We start from the raw sequence: 18,773 nt of genomic DNA on the forward strand, positions 1-18,773 counted from the left end.
CAGCACTTCGGTCCACAGAGGCTGTGAACCGATCTGTCCCGTCATTGCGAGCGGAACGAAGCAATCCATCGCGCGGCAAGCGGAGATATGGATTGCTTCGTCGCTATCGCTCCTCGCAAGACGAGGTTGATGGGCTCAAGCCCTCTCAGTACCGAAGCACGCGATTGCCACTCGATGTACTAGAACGGGTAATAGCGGATCTGGGTCATGACGATGTGGTCGTCGGTCTTCGGCGCGCCGCCGACACCTGCGAAGGCGAAGCGCTGGTTGTAGGAGTACTGGATGCCGGCCTTGATCGCTCCGTAGTCGCCCTTGAAGATCGTGTCGTAGAACCCGGCGGTGTATTGCCTGACTTGGGCGGTGTTGCCGTTGCAGGTCGCCGCCGGCGAGTTCTCGATGTTGCAGCCGAGATTGTTGTAGAGCGGATTGCCGTAGCCGAACGGCACCGTGCCGACATTGGAGAACGTCGCCTTGGTCTTCTCGAGGCCGGCATAGGCATAGAGATCGAGCGACGGCGTCGTGTGCCAGACCGTGCCGAGCAGGAACGCCGTGATCGGCAGTGGCTGGATCGAGCCGTCCTGGCGCACCGTCGCATCCGGGAACGGCGCGGCGGTGAAGCGGCCGAGCGCGCCGTGCGACGCGGAGCCCTGCAATTCCAGGACCTTCGGCACGATCTCCGCCGAGAAATGCCCGCCGAAGCTCACCGTGTTGACGTCGTGATTGGCGAAGTTGAAGCGATCGTAGAAGTCGCGATACATCGCCCAGCCCTCGACATGCAGCTTGTAGGGCCCGAGCCGCGGATCCCACGCACCCTTCACGGTGAAGTCAGGCACGTGATTGAGGCTGACGTTGTTGGCGTTGTTGAAGAAGCTGCCGCCCGGCCCGGTGAGGTTGACCAAGAGGTTCGGATTGAGCACGCCCTGCGGGCCGGCCGCGGGCGTACCTACCAACGGCGTGTTGCCGCCGAAGAACGACGTCTGCGGATTTTCCGCCGAGACCGCGAGCTTGAATTCGGGCCCGATGTCCTGCCAGACGCGAATGCCGGGCTGCCGCGCCGCGAGGAAGCCGGGCACCGATTCGAAATCAATCACGCCCGGCGCGTCGACCGAACGCGGATCGATGCCGGCCTTGCTCGGCGCGTTCAGCGACCAGCTCTGACCGGCCAGGACATGCAGGCCGAGATCCGTGCGATCGACCTCGACGCTGGCCTGCCGCAGCCGCGGGTTGAACGAGTTGGTGGCGACCGAATTCGCGGTCTGCGCGGCGCCTTCGAAGTCCATTTCGCCGTAGCCGGCGACACGGGTGTTGGCGAACACTTCGGCTTCCGCGAGCACCGAGAAGCGGGTCTGCCGCGCCGAGAAGCGCGACTCGCCGGTGTTGAAGTTCTTGCTCTGCGGGAACGGAATGAAGGCGTAGACCGAGCCGGTGTCGGAAGCGAGATTGCGGGTCCGATAGATGCCGGTGAGATCGACCCAGCCGCCGAAGGTGAAGGTGACGCCCTTGTAGCAGAGCTTGCCCGATGCGCAGGGATCGAACGGCACCGGCGCCTTGGCTGCCATCCGCGTATTCTGCATTGCGTTCTGTCTTGCCGCCAGCACCTCCTCCTTGCGCGCCTGCACTTCCATTTTCTGTTCGAGCTGCTTGAGACGTGCTTTCAGCGCCTTCAGCTCCGACGCATCGTCGTCCGCCAACGCTGGACCTGCCGACAACAGCATGCTGCCGAGCAGAATTCCCCCGAGAATTCGCATCGCTTCCTCCACACGAGGTTGTTTCCTCAGGCGAGAGAGAGCGGTACTCGGGGAATGATATTCGCGGGCTCCCGCAATATTGCGGTCACGTTTTTCTCATCGCGGCCACGGGAATAGTTTGCCGCAATTGGCGATATCGCGCGCGAGGGATTAAGGTGTCCGCGCGGTGTGTGGGGCGGATTTTGCGCAGCACAATCCGCCCCACCGCCCGCGGCGAAAAAAGCGGACGTGTAACAACGGCGGTCGCGAGATCGAATTGTCGTTCGGCGCCTGTTTCAGGCTGCCATGGACATGCGATGGACGAAGGGCAGCAACATGATCGGTGAAGTCATTGTAGTCGGTGACCTGAAGTTACGGGACGACGCCTCGCTCGACGAATACAACCGGCTGGGCGAGCGCATGTACGACATCGTCAGCCGGCTTCCGGGATTCCTGTCGGTGAAATCGTTCAAGGCGGCGGACGGCGAGGAGCTCACCTTGTTTCGCTTTGCCTCGGAAGAAGCGCTCGAAGCCTGGCGCCGTCATCCGGACCATGTCGAAACCATGCAGCGCGGACATGCCGAATTCTACGCCAGCGGCTTCCTGCAGATCTGCAAGGTGATCCGCGAGGTCGGCCCGTTTGAGCATGTGTAGGGCGGATTAGCCGAAGGCGTAATCCGCCATTTCGGTAGATCGGCGCGGCGGGTTACGGCTTCGCCTAACCCGCCCTACGAAGTTTCGACAGCGTGCTGCTCAGAACAGCGGCGGAATCTGCGCGACCTTCAGCGGGCCCAGGAACACCGCGCCGTCGGCGAAGCGCAACGGGAAGCTGCGCGCCTTCTTACCCTCGAGCGTGGCTTCGGTGCCGAGCGAATTGATGCCGGCGGAGATGCCGGCATTGGCGTTCTGCTTGATCACCTTGCCGAGGCCCGGGATCGCGCGGTCCAGCGCGCCAAAGAGATTGCTGAGGTCCTGGCTCTTCACGCCGGGTGCGACGCGGTCGAGCGTCGACTGCGGCACGCCCTCCTCCAGCATCTTGTCGATGCCGAGCGCGGGGATGACGCGCTCGAGGCCCGCGACCGTCATTTGCAGTTCGCCCTCGATGCGGCCCTGCGCGTTGAGGCGGAGCGTGCCGGCCGCGACCGACAGCACATCGCCCTGCTCGATCCGCGACTGCTGGATCTCGACGCTACCGCCGGCGGCCTGGATCTCGCGGAAGCGATCGGGCCACGGCTTGGGCGAAAAATCCTTCAGGCCGTTCAGCCGCGCATGGATGTCGGCGTTGAACGGCTGGGTGAGCAGCGGATGCACCTCCTGAAAGGTACCGCCCGAGATCTGCAGCACGGTCTCGATCGCGGGGCTGTCCGGCGCCGAGCCGTCGACCTGCCTGCCGTGCAGCTCGATGTGATTGACACGCATCAGCGGCGTCGGCGCGGGACCGCCGGTGCGGTCGATGGCGAGATCGTCGAACACCAGCGAGGCACGCTGCGGCACCGCCGGCAGACCGACCACGCTGCTGCGTCCCAACTTCCAGTCGACCTGCAGCGTCGGCTGCGCATTGCGCTCGGCGATTGTGGCCGGGCCCTTGAACTCCGCGATCACGAGCTTGGGATCATAGATCTGCGCAACGACCAGGATCTCGGCCAGCCGCGCCACGAACGACATTTGCGGCGAGGCGGTCTGCGACACCAGCATCACGCTGGGCTGCTCGCAGCGGATTTCAAGCCGGAACGGGTAACCTGCCACCGAGCGCTTGTCGCAATCATAGACCCGGCCCGCTTTCGCCTCCTGCGCGCGCCAGGCATCGGCCTGCACGCCGACCTGCGAGGCGGCGAAGAACCAGAAGCCGCTCCACAGCACCGCGGCGATCAGGACCACAACGGGGACGGCATAAAGACCGAAGCGCGAGCGGCGGCGGGGGGCGGAGGTCATATCGGACATGCGGCGTCCTTTGGAGCGCGAATTTGTCAAAATCTAAGCGGCAGCAAGCCTTGGGCAACCCTTGGGCAACCCCTACGCACCTCTTGCGCAACCCTCACGCAACCTTTGCGTAACCCTTGGAAACATCACGGAATCTGCTTCGCTTCGACGGCGTGTTCTGCTAGCCCATCTGCGCGATGTCAGCAAATCCTCCCCATTCCGAGACCGACGGCGACCTCTGGGTGTTCGGCTACGGCTCGCTGATGTGGAAGCCGGGCTTCGAGTTCCTGGAGCAGGTGCCGGCACGGCTGATCGGCGAGCATCGCGCGCTTTGCGTCTATTCGTTCGACCACCGCGGCACGCCGGAGAAGCCGGGCCTGGTGCTCGGGCTGGACCGCGGCGGCGCCTGCCGCGGCATCGCGTTCCGCGTCGCCGCCCGCCTGCGCCACGACACCATCGCCTACTTACGGGCGCGCGAGCAGACCACCAACGTCTATCGCGAGGTGATGCGCTCGGTGTGGCTGGAGAACGCGGCCCGCGATCGCGTCAGCGCGCTGGCCTATGTGGTCGACCGCGGCCATGTGCAATATGCCGGGCGGCTGTCGCTGGCCGAGCAACTGCGCCTGGTGCAGCAAGGCCATGGCCGCTCCGGCAACAACCGCGATTATGTGCTCTCGACCGTCGCCTCGATCGAGAAACAGGGGTTTCGCGATCAGCCGCTGCACCAGCTTGCGGCGATGCTGCATGATTCGGGCACGACGCTGCATCGGGATGTGCATGCCGCTGACGGGCGCGATCCAGGCTGAACGCCGACGCGCCATTGACGTCCGTCGAGGAACCCGGCCTGCGAGTTTTTGCCACGGCGCGAACAACATTGTGGTCTCCATTTCCGGTCGCTGGAATGGAATGACTGGAATGCGCCCCTCATTGCTAAGGCTCGCCGCACTCGGCCTGCTATTGCTGCTGAACTCGCCATCGTATGCCGGATTGAGGGAGGATGGCGCGGCCTGCGACGCAACGGAGCCGCACCCGGAGCTCGCGATCCCCGCCTGCACCCGCCTGATCGCAGCCAATCCGAGGGGACGCGACCTTTCGATCACCTACTACAACCGGGCGCTCGCCTGGCATAACAAGGGGAATCTGGAGAAGGCCAAAGCGGACTACGACCAGTCGATTGCGATCAATCCGTCGTTTGCGCCCTCCTACGGCCAGCGGGCCAAGGTCTATCTGCAGAACCAGGACTACGACCGCGCGCTGAGCGATTTCGATCAGGCGATCCGGCTCAAGCCCGCCGGTCAGTTCAGCGCCGGCTGGTTCAACAATCGCGCCGAGCTGTTCGTCGCCACCGGCGACTACGATCGCGCGCTGGCCGATTACGGCAAGTCGATCGAGCTCGATCCCAACTCGTGGTACGCCTACGTCAATCGCGCGCTGGTCTATGACTTCAGCGGCAAGGACCGGCTCGCGGCGCTGCATTGCGAGGACGCGATCAAGCGCGCGCCGCACGCAGCCGGCCCCTATTACTGCCGGGCCGCGGTCGAGGTCAGCGCCGGCGATCTCGACAGTGCCGCGCGGGATGTCGAACGCGCGATCGCGATCCAGGACGGGCAATCCGAGTTCTACTCGCTGCGCGGCCTGACGTTCGCCGGCAAGGGCGAGCTTGACCAGGCGATGCGCGACTACGACCGCGCCACGCAACTCAACGCACAGGGCGCGCTGAACTATGCACGGCGCGGCCTCGCCGACGAGAAGAAGGGCGATGTCGACGCGGCTCGCGCCGACTTCCGGCACGCGCTCGACGTCATCGGCCTCGATCAGCTCGACCGCACCCAGGGCCAGCGCGTCGCCCGGGAAGGCCTGCAACGGCTGGACAAGGTCGCCAGCACGGACAAGAGCGTCGTCGCGGATCACGCCGCGGCCAAGCCTGTGCCCGCGCTCGCCACGGCCGTTCCGGTTCCGCCGATTAGCGCGGGCAAGGCAGCAACGACCGAGCGGCGCGTCGCCCTCGTGGTGGGCAATTCAAAGTATCGCTCGGTGCCTGTTCTGCCGAACCCCGGCCAGGACGCCGCCGCGATCGCCAACACGCTGCGCGCGGTCGGCTTTCAGGATGTCCGCCTCGTCACCGACGCCACGCGGGACAGCCTGGTCGACGCCCTCAAATCATTTACCAGTGCGGCCGACGGCGCCGATTGGGCCGTGATCTACTATGCCGGCCACGGCATGGAGATGGCCGGCGAGAACTATCTGGTGCCGGTCGACGCCAAACTCGCGACCGATCGCGACGTGTCGTTCGAGGCGGTCGCGCTGACGCAAGTGATGGGCGCCACCGAAGGGGCGCGCAAGCTGCACCTCGTCATCCTCGACGCCTGCCGCGACAACCCGTTCGCCAACCAGATCAAGCGCACCGTCGCGTCGCGCTCGATCGGCAGGGGATTGGCCCAGGTCGAGCCCGACAGCGGCACGCTGGTCGTCTACGCCGCCAAGCACGGCCAGGTCGCGCTCGACGGCGACGGCGGTCACAGCCCGTTCGTGACGGCCCTGATCAAGCGCATGCAGACGCCGCGGATCGAGATCCGCAAGCTGTTCGACCTCGTGCGTGACGACGTCATGGTGGCGACCGATCGGCGGCAGCAGCCCTTCAGCTACGGCTCGGTGCCGGGAGCTGAGGATTTCTACTTCGTCGGCGCGAGCCAGAATGCGGCGAAATAGTCCGCGTCCGAATGCGGCCGACGTCGGGCATCTGTTGCGGCCAGACAAATCCCGGCGGACGTATGGCAGCGCCCTGTGACATTTAGGCTTTTGCATCGCGGCGCAGACGGATAGAAGCTGATCCGCAAACATCGCTCGCTGATGCAATGAACCTCTCAGCTCCCTTTGTCCGCCGCCCGGTCGGCACCACACTGCTGTCGCTTGGACTGGTGGTGGCGGGCATCATTGCGTTCTTCAAGCTGCCGGTGTCGCCGCTGCCCGACGTCGACATCCCGACCATCATGGTGCAGGCGACCCTGCCCGGCGCCAGCCCGGCCGACGTCGCCGCCACCGTGGCGAGCCCCCTGGAACGCCACCTCGGCCAGATCGCCAGCGTCACCGAGATGACGTCGACGTCCTCGCTCGGCTCCGCCCGCATCACGCTGCAATTCGACATCGACCGCGACATCAACGGCGCCGCGCGCGACGTGCAGGCGGCGATCAACGCGGCGCGTGCCGACCTGCCGACCAACCTGCGCACCAACCCCACCTACCGCAAGTTCAACCCCGCCTCGGCGCCGATCCTGATCTACACCCTGACCTCGGACACGCTGACCCCGGCCGAGCTCTATGACGCCGCCTCAACCACGCTGGCGCAGAAGCTGTCGCAGGTCGAGGGCGTCGGCGAAGTCTCGGTCGGCGGCGGCTCGCTGCCGGCGGTGCGCGTCGAGCTGATCCCGCCGGCGCTCTACAAATACGGCATCGGGCTCGAGGACGTCCGCGCCGCGCTCAGTAGCGCCAACGCGCACAGTCCGAAGGGCGGCATCGACGTCGGCGACCAGCGCTACCAGATCTATGCCAATGACCAGGCCCGCAAGGCCGCCGACTACAAGCCGCTGGTCGTCGCCTACCGCAACGGGGCGGCGGTGCGCCTGACCGACGTCGGCGACGTGCTCGATTCCGTGGAGAATGCGCGCACGCTCGGCCTTTCCAACGGCAAGCCGGCCGTCGTGATGATCGTGTACCGGCAGCCGGGCGCCAACATCATCAAGATGGTCGACAGCGTGAAGGGGCTGATGCCGCAGCTCAGGGCCTCGGTCTCGCCGGCGATCGACATCACGCTGGCGATGGACCGCTCGAAGACGATCCGCGCCTCGCTGCACGACGTCGAGATCACGCTCTTGATCGCCGTCGCCCTGGTGATCCTGGTCGTGTTCGCGTTCCTGCGCAATGCGCGGGCCACGCTGGTGCCCGTGGTGGCGGTCGGCGTGTCGCTGATCGCGACCTTCGCCGTGATGTATCTGCTCGGATACACGCTCGACATCTTCTCGCTGATGGCGCTGACGGTGGCGACCGGCTTCGTGGTCGACGACGCCATCGTGGTGCTGGAGAACATCGCCCGCCACATGGATGCCGGGATGTCGCGGCTGGAGGCGACGCTGGTCGGCACCCGCGAGGTCGGCTTCACCGTGTTGTCGATGAGCGTGTCGCTGATCGCCGTGTTCGTGCCGATCCTCCTGATGGGCGGGCTGGTCGGCCGCCTGTTCCGCGAATTCGCCATGACGATCACGATCGCGATCGTGATCTCGCTGGTGGTCTCGCTGACCACGACGCCGATGATGTGCGCGGTGCTGCTGCGCAAGGACGAAGGCCAGCCGCACGGCCGGATCTACCGGATCAGCGAGCGCGTGTTCGAGCTGATGCTGAGCGGCTACCGCGCGACGCTCGGCCTCGCGCTGCGGCATCCGCTGCTGGTGATGCTGATCCTGGGCTGCACGCTCTATCTGAACGTCCATCTCTACACGGTGGTGCCCAAGGGCTTCGTGCCGCAGCAGGATACCGGGCTGCTGGTCGGCTCGATCCAGGCCGATCAGAGCACCTCGTTCCAGCTGATGCAGCAGAAGCTGACCCGGTTCATCGACATCGTGAAGTCGGATCCGGCGGTGGACACCGCGGTCGGCTTCACCGGCGGCGGCGGCGTCGGCCCCGGCGGCACCAACACCGGCACCGTGTTCGCCTCGCTGAAACCGATGGACGAGCGCAAGCTGCGCGCCGACAAGGTGATCGAGCGGCTGCGCGAGCCGTTGGCAGGCGTCGCCGGCGCGACCCTGTTCCTGCAATCGATCGGCGATCTCGGCGCCGGCGGGCGCTCGGGCAATGCGGCCTATCAATACACGCTGAAGGGCTCCACCTTCGAGGAGCTGAACGAGTGGACGCCAAAGCTCGTCGCCGTGCTGCAGAAGGAGCCGACGCTCGTCGACGTCAACACCGACCAGCAGAACAAGGCGCTGCAGGCCAATCTCGTGATCGATCGCGATGCCGCCTCGCGGCTCGGGATCACGGTCAGCCAGCTCGACAACACGCTGTATGACGCATTCGGGCAGCGTCAGGTCTCGACCATCTTCGTCGCGCGCAACCAGTATCACGTGATCATGGAGGTCGCGCCGCGCTTCTCGCAGGACCCGCAGACCCTGAAGGAGGTCTACATCTCGACCTCGGGCGGATCGGCGAGCGGCACGCAGAGCACCAATGCGGTGGCCGGAACGGTGGCCTCGTCGTCGCAGAAAAGCTCGATCAGCTCGGTCGCCGCCAACGTCGTGCGCAACCAGGCCACCAACTCGATCGGCGCCACCGGCAAGGGCGTCGCCTCGACCGGCACCGCGGTCTCGACCAGCGCAGAGACGATGATCCCGCTGTCGAGCGTCGCCCGCTTCGAGCATGGCGAGACTCCGCTCGCGGTCAACCACCAGGATCTCCTGGTCGCCAGCACCATCTCGTTCAATTTGCCGCCCGGCGTCTCGCTCAGCACCGCGACCACCACGATCGAGAACGCGATGCACGCGCTCGGCATGCCGGCCGGCATTTCCGGCGGCTTCGCGGGCTCCGCAAAAATCTTCCAGCAGGCGCTGGCGAACGAGCTGTTCCTGATCCTCGCAGCGCTCGCGACGATCTACATCTCGCTCGGCATGCTCTATGAGAGCTACATCCACCCGCTGACCATTCTGTCCACCCTGCCCTCGGCCGGCGTCGGCGCGGTGGCGGCGCTGATGCTGTCGCACACCGATTTCGACATCATCGGCATGATCGGGGTGATCCTCTTGGTCGGCATCGTGAAGAAGAACGCCATCATGATGATCGACTTCGCGCTCGATGCCGAGCGCCAGCGCGGGCTGTCGTCGCGCGATGCGATCTATGAAGCCTGCCTGATGCGCTTCCGCCCGATCATGATGACGACGCTCGCCGCCTTGTTCGGCGCGGTCCCGCTGATGATCGGCCTCGGCGAAGGCAGCGAGCTGCGCCAGCCGCTCGGCATCGCGATCTTCGGCGGCCTGATCCTGAGCCAGATCCTGACGCTCTACACCACGCCGGTGGTCTATCTCTATCTCGACCGCGCCAGGCTCTGGACCCAGCGCCGCCGCGCCGCGCGCCGCGCACGCCGGGCAGCGGCACGCGCGACATGATCGACCGCCGTTGACAGACCCGCGCCGATGTTGCCACCCTGCCGCGAGGTGGCAGGCGCAAGGAACCAGGCTGTGGCTCCAGCACCGGAAATCGCCGCGTCGCGCTGGTTCAACACCGGCGAGCCGCTGAGCCTAGCCGCGTTGCGCGGCCGGCCGGTGCTGCTGCACGCGTTCCAGATGCTGTGTCCCGGCTGCGTCAGCCACGGCACGCCGCAGACCCAGCGCGCGTTCGAGCTGTTCAGGCACTCCGACCTCCAGGTGATCGGGCTGCACACCGTTTTCGAGCACCATGCGGCGATGACGGAGGTCGCGTTGGAAGCCTTCATCCACGAGTACCGGCTGACGTTCCCGATCGGCGTCGACGAGGCCGGCGACGGCACGCCGATCCCGGTCACCATGCAGCGCTACGGCATGCAGGGAACCCCGACCAGCATCCTGATCGGCCGCGACGGCAACATCGTGCATCACGGCTTCGGGCAGCAGAGCGACATGGCGCTTGGGGCCATCATCGCGGCCGAGCTTGCCGCGCCGCATGGTCGATAGCGGCGCCGGCTGCAACCCGGCTCACGCGACTGCGTTATGACGGCGTCGCGTATTGCGTGATAGCGTTCCGCCAACCAGAACCATCGCCTTGCGGGAGGATCGCATGAAGACCTATCAGCTCTACATCAACGGCCAGTATGTCGACCCCGCCAACGGCGAGTGGTTCGACAGCATCGATCCATATCGCGGCGAGGCCTGGGCGAAGATCCCGCGCGGCACGGCCGCCGACGCCGACAAGGCGGTGAAATCAGCCAACGAGGCGATGTGGAACGGCCCGTGGGCGAAGATGACGGCCTCCGCGCGCGGCAAGGCGATGCGCAAGCTCGGCGACCTCGTCGCCGCCAACGCCGAGCGCCTCGCCGAGATCGAGGTGCGCGACAACGGCAAGCTGATGGCGGAGATGCTGGGCCAGCTCCGCTACCATCCGGAATGGTGGTGGTATTTCGGCGGCCTCGTCGACAAGCTCGAGGGCGGCCTGGTGCCGATCGACAAGGCCGACACCTTTGCCTACACGACGCACGAGCCGGTCGGCGTCGTCGCGGCACTCACCGCGTGGAATTCGCCGCTGCTGTTCGTCGCCTGGAAGTGCGCAGCCGCGCTCGCAGCCGGTTGCGCCGTGGTCGTGAAGCCCTCGGAGTTCACCTCGGCCAGCACGCTCGAATTCGCCGCACTGACGAAAGAGGCCGGGATTCCCGACGGCATCTTCAACGTGGTGACCGGCTTCGGGCCCGAGGCAGGCTCGGCGCTGATCTCCCATCCCGGCGTCGCCAAGATCACCTTCACTGGATCGGATACGACTGGCGCCAAGGTCTACGAGACCGCGGCCAAGAGCCTGAAGCGGGTCTCGCTCGAACTCGGCGGCAAGTCGCCGAACATCGTGTTCGAGGATGCCGACCTGACGGCGGCCGCGGCCGGCGCGATCTCCGGCATCTTCGCGGCCACTGGCCAGACCTGCATCGCCGGTTCGCGCCTTCTGGTGCAGAGCTCGATCAAGGAGAAGTTCGTCGCGCGCGTGCTGGAGCTGGCGAAATCCGCCAAGATCGGCGATCCCATGCAGGCCGACACCAATGTCGGCCCGATCACGACGCCGGCGCAGTACAAGAAGGTGCTCGACTACATCGACATCGCGAAGGCCGAAGGCGCGCGCTGCCTGCTCGGCGGCAAGCCGGCGTCCGGCGCCGGCATCAAGGGCGGCCAGTTCGTCGAGCCGACCATCTTCACCGATGTCGACAACACCATGCGGATCGCGCGCGAGGAGGTATTCGGCCCGGTGCTGTCGATCATCTCGTTCGACACCGAGGAAGACGCCGTCCGGATCGCTAACGACACGATCTACGGCCTAGCCGCAGGGATCTGGACCAAGGATCTCGCCCGCGCCATCCGCGTGCCGAAGCAGCTCCGCGCCGGCACCGTGTGGGTCAACACCTACCGCGCCATCAGCTACATGATGCCGTTCGGCGGCATGAAGTTCTCCGGCGTCGGCCGGGAGAGCGGCATCGACGCGGTGCGCGAGTATCAGGAGACCAAGAGCGTCTGGATCTCGACCGCGACCGACGTGCCGGCGAATCCGTTCGTGATGCGGTGAAGAGACCTCATGGCGCAACCAGCGAGAGGGCGAGCAGCGACAGGACCAAGGCTGGAGTCATTACACAAATGCCGAGCCGCAAGAAACGGAAGGCGCTGACATGCTCGCCCTCCCGGCGCAGCGCGATCAGCCACAGGATTGTGGCGAGAGAGCCGGTGACTGAAAGATTGGGCCCGAGATCGACGCCGATCAGAACCGCGCCGGTGATATGAGGAGGCGACTGCGCGGCTTGTGTCGTGGTCGCCGCGATCAGACCCATCGGCAGGTTGTTGATCAGGTTCGAAGCGAGCGCCGTGATGATGCCGGCCCCCCACGCGGTCGCGTGCGGCGAGACGGCCGCGGCCCGTTTTAGCACTTCGGCAAGCACAGGCAGAACACCCGTGCGGTTGAGCCCTTCGACGAGGATAAACAATCCGGCGACGAGAGGCAGGACCGACCACGAAATGTCCCGGACGATCGACGCCGGCGAGTTTCGGCCGAGCAGGAGCACGATCGCGGCCACGGCAGCACCGCAGGCAAAAGTCGGCAGGCCGAGATCCACGCCGAATGCGGACGCGGCTAGAAGGACCCCCGCCGTCACGCCGATGCCTGCACCGACGATCGTCGCATTTCTCGTCAGGACGACAGGCTCGGCGCCGCCGCTCTCCACAGTGCCGTGCAAAGCCTTGCGCTGGCTGATCCGCAGCAGGATGAAGGTCGCCGTGATCGCCGCCACCGACGGCAGCAGGAAGTAGTGCAGCCAATCCACCAAGCTCGGCATTCGCTCGCCGAACAGGACGAGGTTCGCCGGGTTCGAGATCGGCAGCACGAAGCTCGCCGCGTTGGCGATGAACGCACAGACGAACAGATATGGCAACGGCTCGACATTCGCGGCGCGAGTCGCCGCATAGACTGCCGGCGTCAGCACGACCGCGGTGGCGTCGTTCGACAGGAAAACGGTCACCAGGGTGCCGACGGCGTATACGATCGCGAACAGCCGGGATGCCGAATCACGGGAATGCTTGATGGCCAGCTCGGCAAGCCAATCGAACAGGCCCTCCTTCCGCGCGACCTCGGCCAGCAGCATCATGCCGATCAGGAAAAAATAGACGTCGGCACCCTTGCCCGCGGCCATCATCGCGTCCCGCAACGGCAGCAGATCGAACGCGACCAATAGCACAGCACCGGTAACGGCCCAGATATATTCCGGCAGATTCCATGGGCGCGCGATAACGCCGAGAGTCGCAAGGCCCGCAATGCTCCAGGTCGCGGCGTGGCTATCGAACATCAGGCGACACCCGCGGCTGCCGGCGCCATTCTGGGTGCGGCGCGGTCGGGTTTCGCTACGCAAGCTGGCTTGAGCAGCGGAGCGAAAGCGAGCCACAGCGCCACCGACACCAGTGCGGACGCACCGAGGACGAGAAACATCGCTTCGTAGCCAAGTTCTTGCGCAATCCAGCCGCCGATCGCCGGACTCAGCGATGCTCCGATGCCCTGAACGGTCATGACGGCGCCCTGGCCGGCATTGATCCGGCCGGTACCATCAAGAATCCGTGCGACCAGGCCCGGTACCGCCACGCTCAGCAGGCCGGCACCGACGCCATCGAGAATCTGAACCGGATAGACGCCCCACCTGTTGAGCAGCCACGCGGCGATGACGCCCCGGATCGGCAAGGCGACGAACGACACGAGCAGCACCAACCAGTAGCCTTCCCTCTCCGCCATACGCATCGCGACGAGCGAGGTCAAAATCATGGTGCCTTGAGCGATCACGATGGTCATTGCGACGAAGCTCGCCGGATCGGCCTGCTTGCCGGAGACCACGGCAAGGCCATAGAGCGGCAGCATCGCAGCGTTACCGAGATGAAAGAAGAGCAGAGCCGCGGCAAGGACCAGCAATGGCTTGGTCTTGACCAGAACGTGCAATCCGCTTGCGCGCTTGTCATCATTGGACTCGTACGCCAGTCCACGGGCCGCGTCGTCGTCGATGGCGTCGCGCGGGATCATCAGCACCGATACGATCGAGAGAGCACCGAACAGCGCGGCAAGCCAGAACACCGCCGCGAAGCCGTACAGCCAGCCGACCAAGCCGGAGAGCCCCGCGCCGACCATGTTGCCGGCATGGTTGAAGGCTTGGTTGCGGCCGATCTGCCTGTTGAAGCCGACCTGACGCACGATACCAAGCGTGATGCCGGCGACGGAAGGACCGATCGCGGCGCCTGCGATCGCGGTCGCGATCTGCGAGGTCGCCACGAGCCAGAACTGCTGCGACAGCAGCACGGTCCCCGACGCCATGACGGTGCATATGCCGGGAATGATGACGAAAAGCTTCTTGCGGCCTGTGGTATCGATCAGGGCTCCGGCGGGTGTCGTCATCATCATGCCGGCGACGCCGCCGGTCGTCATCACCGTCCCGATCCAGCCGCTTTGCCAGCCATGCGCAAGCAGAAACACGCCCAGGAAAGGGCCGATGCCGGCCTGCATGTCCGCCATGAAGAAGTTCAGCGCGAGCAGCGGGCGCAGCGCTTTGTCTCGATCTGCGTTACCACTGGTCATGCGCCGCTCCTTCGAAGCGCGAAATGAGAAAACGCCGGCTGTCATCGGGGCTGCGCTGGACGCACGCCCCCCGCGAGTATGTGAACGATGCAGAGATGGTCCGCCGGTTCTGCAATCACGTCGTTTCCCGTCGGCTTCCCGGCCGATCTGCCTGCCGTTCCCGATCGAACTGGAGCCGGAATTGTTCCGGCTCCAGGCGCATCTTTGGATGTTGCCCCTGCGGTTCGAAGTTTGGGTCTTCAGGCGGCTTCGTGATCGTCGCCCACCAGACGAGCCTTCCGGATTCGCCCGTCCAATTCCACGTGCAGTTCGTAGTCCTGGCCGTTGCGCCGGCCCTCAAGTTCGAAATGCTTTGGCTTGCGACGGGGCGTGCCCGTCGGCTCGAAGCCGGCCGCGCGTGCGGCGTCGACCGCGGTGGTGGGGTCCGCTGGTTCATGGTGGGCGTGGTCGGGCTTCTTCTTGTGCTCGATCGTCACGCTGTCGTCATCACAGACAAAGCGCGTCACCTTGAGCTCGGACGGCTTCATTTCACCTTCGAGGTTAACGTCAGCGCCGATCCGGAGCTTGACGAGGTCGGCTCCGTGCGGCGTGAGATCGGCGAGCACCGCTCCCTTCGCCGTTTGCACCACGAAGCGGTGCGCGAACACGTGTACGATCCTGCCGGACAATTTGATCCGTTCATGGGACATGCTGGTCTCCTGATTCGATTTGTTGGCTACTTGCTCAAAGCGGTCGCGCAGGCGGCGGTGGCGGCGGCTCCGAGTCCGGCGGCGGCGGCGCGCCGCGGGGCATAGGCGGCGGAGCATCGGCCCCGGGCAACCAAGCTGACCCACCAGGAGGTTGCGGCGGACCTTCAACTCTCCGCGGCGGAGGCGGCGCCCCGGGACGCGGGGGCGGCGGCGGTCCGAAGGCGTCCGCCCGACCATCGGCGTGCGCAACGACGTGAGCATGAACGATCCCACGGTCGAAGATGCCTTCGACCGTGACGATCTCACCTCTGGTCACCATGCCGGCACGTTCCCCGCGCGGGCCGAGGTCGACCAGCGCCCGACCGCTGCCGTCGTCGACGATGAACTTGTTGCCGAAAATTTCGACGACGCTGCCTCGCACCGCCGACGGACTTCCAGGCTGCAGTGCATTGATGGCGGTCGGCTGCAGCAGCATGACGCTCCGCGGCTGCCAATTCTGGGCGAGTCTCGCGCCACCGGCACCGGCGGCGGCGCCGACGGCGAGCACGGCGAGCGCGACGCCCGCCAGCAGACCTCGACGCCACGGTAGCCGGCGCGCCGCCGGCGATGGGTCCGTAGTATCAACATGTGAATGGCTTTCAGTCATCAGACGGTCCTTTCATCGATTGCGATGACCGGAGCCTAGGGCACCGTCCCCAATCCAGCCTGAACCGTTTCGTTCAGGTTGGGTTAAGCTCACCGGCATAGGTCCCGTCCGAGGTGTAAGCGGAATGAAGATACTTCTGGTCGAAGATGATCGTCTGCTCGCGCAAGAGATCGCCCGCGCCCTGCGCGAGGAGAACTTCGCGGTCGACGTGGCCGCGAACGGCGAAGACGGACAGCATCTCGGCGAGACGGAATCCTATGACGCCGCGGTGCTCGATCTCGGCCTGCCGAAAGTGCCGGGTATCGAGGTCCTGCGCGGATGGCGCAGGCACGACCGGCATCTGCCGGTGCTGATCCTGACAGCGCGCGACGGCTGGACCGACAAGGTGGACGGCTTCAAGGCGGGCGCCGACGACTATCTGACGAAGCCGTTCCGGACCGAAGAGTTGGTCATGCGGCTTCGCGCACTCGTCCGCCGTGCCTCCGGGCATGCCGGACCACGGATCTCATGCGGCCCGCTGAGCTTCGAAACGCAGACCGGCATGTTCGAGCTCGATGGACTTCCCTTGAAGCTGACTGCGCTGGAATGGCGCGTTCTTGAATGCCTTGTTCTTCGCAAGGACACCGTTGTCGAGCGCAGCCTGCTCTCTGAGAAGGTCTACGAAGGCGATGTCGGGACGGACTCCAATTCGATCGAGGTGATCGTGGCGAGGCTGCGCCGCAAGATCGGCAAGGCGCTGATCGAGACCGAGAGGGGTCGAGGCTACAAGCTCAACTCGGGTTCGCGATGATGGGCCAGACGACGTCACTTAGCCGACGACTCATGATCGGAGCCGGCGTGTTCATCACCGGCGCGCTCGTCGTCGCCGCGGTCTTGATCTCGTTCGTTCTGCATCGCTTCGTGCAGGGGCAGATCGATCAAAGGCTCGACGCCCAGATCCTGTTTCTGTCCTCGATGCTCGATGCCGACGGGAGCGGCAACCTGCGTCTTGCGGGATCCGCCGACGGCCCGCCTTTCGACCGCAGACGGCACGGCTGGTACTGGAAGATATCCGGACCGAAAAACGTGCTGCGGTCCCGGTCGCTCGACGGTGCCGATCTGGCTGCTCCCGACCTCGCCAAGAGGCCCCCGCCGCCGCCGCCTCGCCGGGCCGACGACGATCCGCCGCGAGATCGCCCGGCGCCGGCAGACGGCATCGGTCCCGACGACCGCAGACTCCACTTCCGCATCCTGAACGTGTCGGCCTCCGGACTTCCGGCAACGATCGTGGCTTCCGCTCCGAGAGACGCGGTGCTCGGACCGTTATGGGAAGCGATGCGCACACTGGCGCTGTCGCTTGCCGTGCTCGGCATCGCGTTGATTTGCGCCATGCTGATCCAGGTCCGGCTAGGATTGCGTCCGCTGGAGCGACTTCGTCGCGCGGTCGCCGATGTGAGATCCGGGCTTCGCGAGCGCGTACCCGACGCTCAGCCGACCGAGGTGCAGCCGCTGGCCGCCGAACTCAACGCGCTGCTCGTCCAGAACGCGGCAAATCTCGAACGGGCGCGAAAGCACGTTTCGAATCTCGCGCACGGCTTGAAGACTCCTCTCGCGACCTTGGCCATCGCGCTGCAAAAGCAACCGTCAGGCTCCGCGGATCTCCATGACCTCGTCGTCCTGATGGACCGCCGCATTCGCCATCACCTGGGGCGCGCCAGATCCGCTGCGCTCGGCGGTCCGGTTCGGAACAGAACGGCAGTTGCATCGCGCGTCACGGATCTTGCCCTCGTGCTCGGCAAAGTGAACGCCGACAAGCAAATCACCTTCATCAACCACATTCCGCCCGACCTTTCGGTGGCCTGCGAACAGCAGGACATCGACGAGATGCTCGGAAACCTGCTGGAGAATGCTTTCTCCTGGTGCCGGAGCGAGGTCGTCGTCGAATCGAGCGAGGACGGCCGGAGCGTTGTCATCATCATCGAAGACGACGGACCGGGACTTTCTCCGGAGCAGATGTCACAGGCAATGCAGGCCGGCCGGCGGCTCGACGAGAGCGCTCCCGGATTCGGCTTTGGACTGTCGATCACGCGCGAGCTCGCCGAACTTTATGCCGGCTCCCTGACCCTGGATCGGTCCACGATGGGAGGACTTCGGGCGGCGATACGCGTCCCCTCCGCCGGGCGGTAGGTTCGCGTTCCCTACCCCTTCGCCGGACCCGGCACGCCGCCGAACAATTCCGCCTGCTCGGCGCGGCCGGCGTCGACGATGCGGGTGGTCGCGGTTTCGATCGCCTCGCGCAGGCGGGCCATGAACTCGTCGCGCGGCAGGCCCGGCGGCAACGGATCGAGGAATTCGACCACCAGCGTGCCCGGATAGCGCATGAAGGTACGGCGCGGCCAGAACAGCCCGGAATTGAGCGCGATCGGAAGGCACGGCACGCCGCTCTCGGCATAGATCTGGGCGACGCCGGCCTTGTAGTTCGGCGCGGCACCGGGCGCGGTGCGGGTGCCTTCCGGAAAGATCACGAGCTGGCGGCCGAGCTTCACCTCGGCGGCCGCACGCTTCAGCGTCTTGATCAGCGAGCGCGGGCCGCCGCCGCGCTCGACCGAGATCATGCCGACCTTCTTCAGGTACCAGCCGAACACGGGGATCATCATCAGCTCCCGCTTGAGGATGAACAGCGGATGCTCGAAGAAGCGCACCAGCGCGAACGTCTCCCAGAACGATTGGTGCTTGGAGGCGACGACCAGCGGCCCGCTCGGAATTTTCTCGACACCGCGGAACTCGATCCTGATGTTGCAGATGACGCGCAACAGGAACAGGCTGATATTGGCCCACGCGGCCTCGATCGCCATCAGCGCGCCGCGCGGCAACAGCAGCGCCGGCAGCGCAATGATGCAGAGCAGCACCAGCACCAGATAGAACAGCACGTTGAAGATCAGCGAGCGCAGGAAAATCATTTCAGTCCTTGTTCGAGCATGATCTCCGCGCAAGCGCGTT

15 protein-coding genes are annotated in these 18,773 nt (G+C 65.6%); 9 read left to right on the top strand and 6 right to left on the bottom strand.

Features of this window, described 5'->3' with window-relative positions; translation table 11 throughout:
* Positions 1–179 precede the first annotated feature (179 nt).
* On the bottom strand, positions 180–1,748 hold the full coding sequence (locus tag XH92_RS38560; RefSeq protein WP_246788004.1) for a hypothetical protein: 1,569 nt from the start codon (positions 1,746–1,748) through the stop codon (positions 180–182).
* Between the two features lie 315 nt (positions 1,749–2,063).
* On the opposite strand from XH92_RS38560, the gene XH92_RS38565 reads away from it, so the two are divergent.
* Complete coding sequence (locus tag XH92_RS38565; protein ID WP_194461633.1) at positions 2,064–2,381, top strand: antibiotic biosynthesis monooxygenase; 318 nt, start codon at positions 2,064–2,066, stop codon at positions 2,379–2,381.
* Between the two features lie 99 nt (positions 2,382–2,480).
* Here XH92_RS38565 and XH92_RS38570 read toward each other — a convergent pair whose 3' ends face one another.
* On the bottom strand, positions 2,481–3,668 hold the full coding sequence (locus XH92_RS38570) for a DUF2125 domain-containing protein (RefSeq protein WP_194456702.1): 1,188 nt from the start codon (positions 3,666–3,668) through the stop codon (positions 2,481–2,483).
* Positions 3,669–3,844: 176 nt separating this feature from the next.
* Here XH92_RS38570 and XH92_RS38575 point away from each other — a divergent pair, with 176 nt between their 5' ends.
* The 5 genes from XH92_RS38575 (at position 3,845) to XH92_RS38595 (ending at position 11,924) form a co-directional block, all read left to right on the top strand.
* Entirely contained in the window at positions 3,845–4,453 is a 609-nt protein-coding gene (locus XH92_RS38575) for a gamma-glutamylcyclotransferase (RefSeq protein WP_194456703.1), read from the top strand.
* 109 nt (positions 4,454–4,562) lie between these two features.
* Positions 4,563–6,356, top strand: coding sequence for a caspase family protein (locus XH92_RS38580; protein WP_194456704.1), 1,794 nt, complete (start codon positions 4,563–4,565; stop codon positions 6,354–6,356).
* A 146-nt stretch (positions 6,357–6,502) separates the two neighbouring features.
* Positions 6,503–9,796, top strand: coding sequence for an efflux RND transporter permease subunit (locus XH92_RS38585; RefSeq protein WP_194456705.1), 3,294 nt, complete (start codon positions 6,503–6,505; stop codon positions 9,794–9,796).
* A 27-nt stretch (positions 9,797–9,823) separates the two neighbouring features.
* Complete coding sequence (locus XH92_RS38590) at positions 9,824–10,339, top strand: TlpA disulfide reductase family protein (RefSeq protein ID WP_194456706.1); 516 nt, start codon at positions 9,824–9,826, stop codon at positions 10,337–10,339.
* Between the two features lie 103 nt (positions 10,340–10,442).
* Entirely contained in the window at positions 10,443–11,924 is a 1,482-nt protein-coding gene (locus XH92_RS38595) for an aldehyde dehydrogenase (protein WP_194456707.1), read from the top strand.
* A 7-nt stretch (positions 11,925–11,931) separates the two neighbouring features.
* Here XH92_RS38595 and XH92_RS38600 read toward each other — a convergent pair whose 3' ends face one another.
* From XH92_RS38600 to XH92_RS38610, 3 genes are all read right to left on the bottom strand, one after another.
* Positions 11,932–13,191 carry an arsenic transporter gene (locus XH92_RS38600; protein ID WP_194461634.1) on the bottom strand — a complete coding sequence of 420 codons (1,260 nt, stop codon included), beginning with the start codon at positions 13,189–13,191 and terminating at the stop codon, positions 11,932–11,934.
* Positions 13,191–14,459: an MFS transporter gene (locus XH92_RS38605; protein ID WP_194456708.1), complete on the bottom strand. Its 1,269-nt coding sequence runs from the start codon at positions 14,457–14,459 to the stop codon at positions 13,191–13,193. The genes XH92_RS38600 and XH92_RS38605 overlap by 1 nt, the downstream gene beginning before the upstream one ends.
* A 239-nt stretch (positions 14,460–14,698) precedes the next feature.
* On the bottom strand, positions 14,699–15,148 hold the full coding sequence (locus XH92_RS38610) for a hypothetical protein (protein ID WP_194456709.1): 450 nt from the start codon (positions 15,146–15,148) through the stop codon (positions 14,699–14,701).
* 259 nt (positions 15,149–15,407) lie between these two features.
* Here XH92_RS38610 and XH92_RS38615 point away from each other — a divergent pair, with 259 nt between their 5' ends.
* From XH92_RS38615 to XH92_RS38625, 3 genes are all read left to right on the top strand, one after another.
* Entirely contained in the window at positions 15,408–15,737 is a 330-nt protein-coding gene (locus tag XH92_RS38615; protein ID WP_194456710.1) for a hypothetical protein, read from the top strand.
* 181 nt (positions 15,738–15,918) lie between these two features.
* A complete protein-coding gene (locus tag XH92_RS38620) occupies positions 15,919–16,584 on the top strand; it encodes a response regulator transcription factor (RefSeq protein WP_194456711.1) in 666 nt (221 codons plus the stop codon).
* A gap of 47 nt (positions 16,585–16,631) precedes the next feature.
* The gene (locus XH92_RS38625) at positions 16,632–17,960 is read left to right on the top strand and encodes a sensor histidine kinase (protein ID WP_246788010.1); all 1,329 of its coding nucleotides are present in this window, start codon (positions 16,632–16,634) and stop codon (positions 17,958–17,960) included.
* Between the two features lie 11 nt (positions 17,961–17,971).
* On the opposite strand, the gene XH92_RS38630 is transcribed toward XH92_RS38625, so the two are convergent.
* Entirely contained in the window at positions 17,972–18,733 is a 762-nt protein-coding gene (locus XH92_RS38630) for a 1-acyl-sn-glycerol-3-phosphate acyltransferase (RefSeq protein ID WP_194456713.1), read from the bottom strand.
* Between the last annotated feature and the right edge of the window lie 40 nt (positions 18,734–18,773).

The sequence above is a fragment of the Bradyrhizobium sp. CCBAU 53421 genome (genome assembly GCF_015291625.1).
GTDB lineage: Bacteria > Pseudomonadota > Alphaproteobacteria > Rhizobiales > Xanthobacteraceae > Bradyrhizobium.

Coding starts and splice junctions, on each gene's coding strand:
- XH92_RS38560 (WP_246788004.1), bottom strand. CDS start 1,748: ATGCGAATTCTCGGGGGAATTCTGCTCGGCAGCATGCTGTTGTCGGCA.
- XH92_RS38565 (WP_194461633.1), top strand. CDS start 2,064: ATGATCGGTGAAGTCATTGTAGTCGGTGACCTGAAGTTACGGGACGAC.
- XH92_RS38570 (WP_194456702.1), bottom strand. CDS start 3,668: ATGTCCGATATGACCTCCGCCCCCCGCCGCCGCTCGCGCTTCGGTCTT.
- XH92_RS38575 (WP_194456703.1), top strand. CDS start 3,845: ATGTCAGCAAATCCTCCCCATTCCGAGACCGACGGCGACCTCTGGGTG.
- XH92_RS38580 (WP_194456704.1), top strand. CDS start 4,563: ATGCGCCCCTCATTGCTAAGGCTCGCCGCACTCGGCCTGCTATTGCTG.
- XH92_RS38585 (WP_194456705.1), top strand. CDS start 6,503: ATGAACCTCTCAGCTCCCTTTGTCCGCCGCCCGGTCGGCACCACACTG.
- XH92_RS38590 (WP_194456706.1), top strand. CDS start 9,824: ATGTTGCCACCCTGCCGCGAGGTGGCAGGCGCAAGGAACCAGGCTGTG.
- XH92_RS38595 (WP_194456707.1), top strand. CDS start 10,443: ATGAAGACCTATCAGCTCTACATCAACGGCCAGTATGTCGACCCCGCC.
- XH92_RS38600 (WP_194461634.1), bottom strand. CDS start 13,191: ATGTTCGATAGCCACGCCGCGACCTGGAGCATTGCGGGCCTTGCGACT.
- XH92_RS38605 (WP_194456708.1), bottom strand. CDS start 14,459: ATGACCAGTGGTAACGCAGATCGAGACAAAGCGCTGCGCCCGCTGCTC.
- XH92_RS38610 (WP_194456709.1), bottom strand. CDS start 15,148: ATGTCCCATGAACGGATCAAATTGTCCGGCAGGATCGTACACGTGTTC.
- XH92_RS38615 (WP_194456710.1), top strand. CDS start 15,408: ATGAACGATCCCACGGTCGAAGATGCCTTCGACCGTGACGATCTCACC.
- XH92_RS38620 (WP_194456711.1), top strand. CDS start 15,919: ATGAAGATACTTCTGGTCGAAGATGATCGTCTGCTCGCGCAAGAGATC.
- XH92_RS38630 (WP_194456713.1), bottom strand. CDS start 18,733: ATGATTTTCCTGCGCTCGCTGATCTTCAACGTGCTGTTCTATCTGGTG.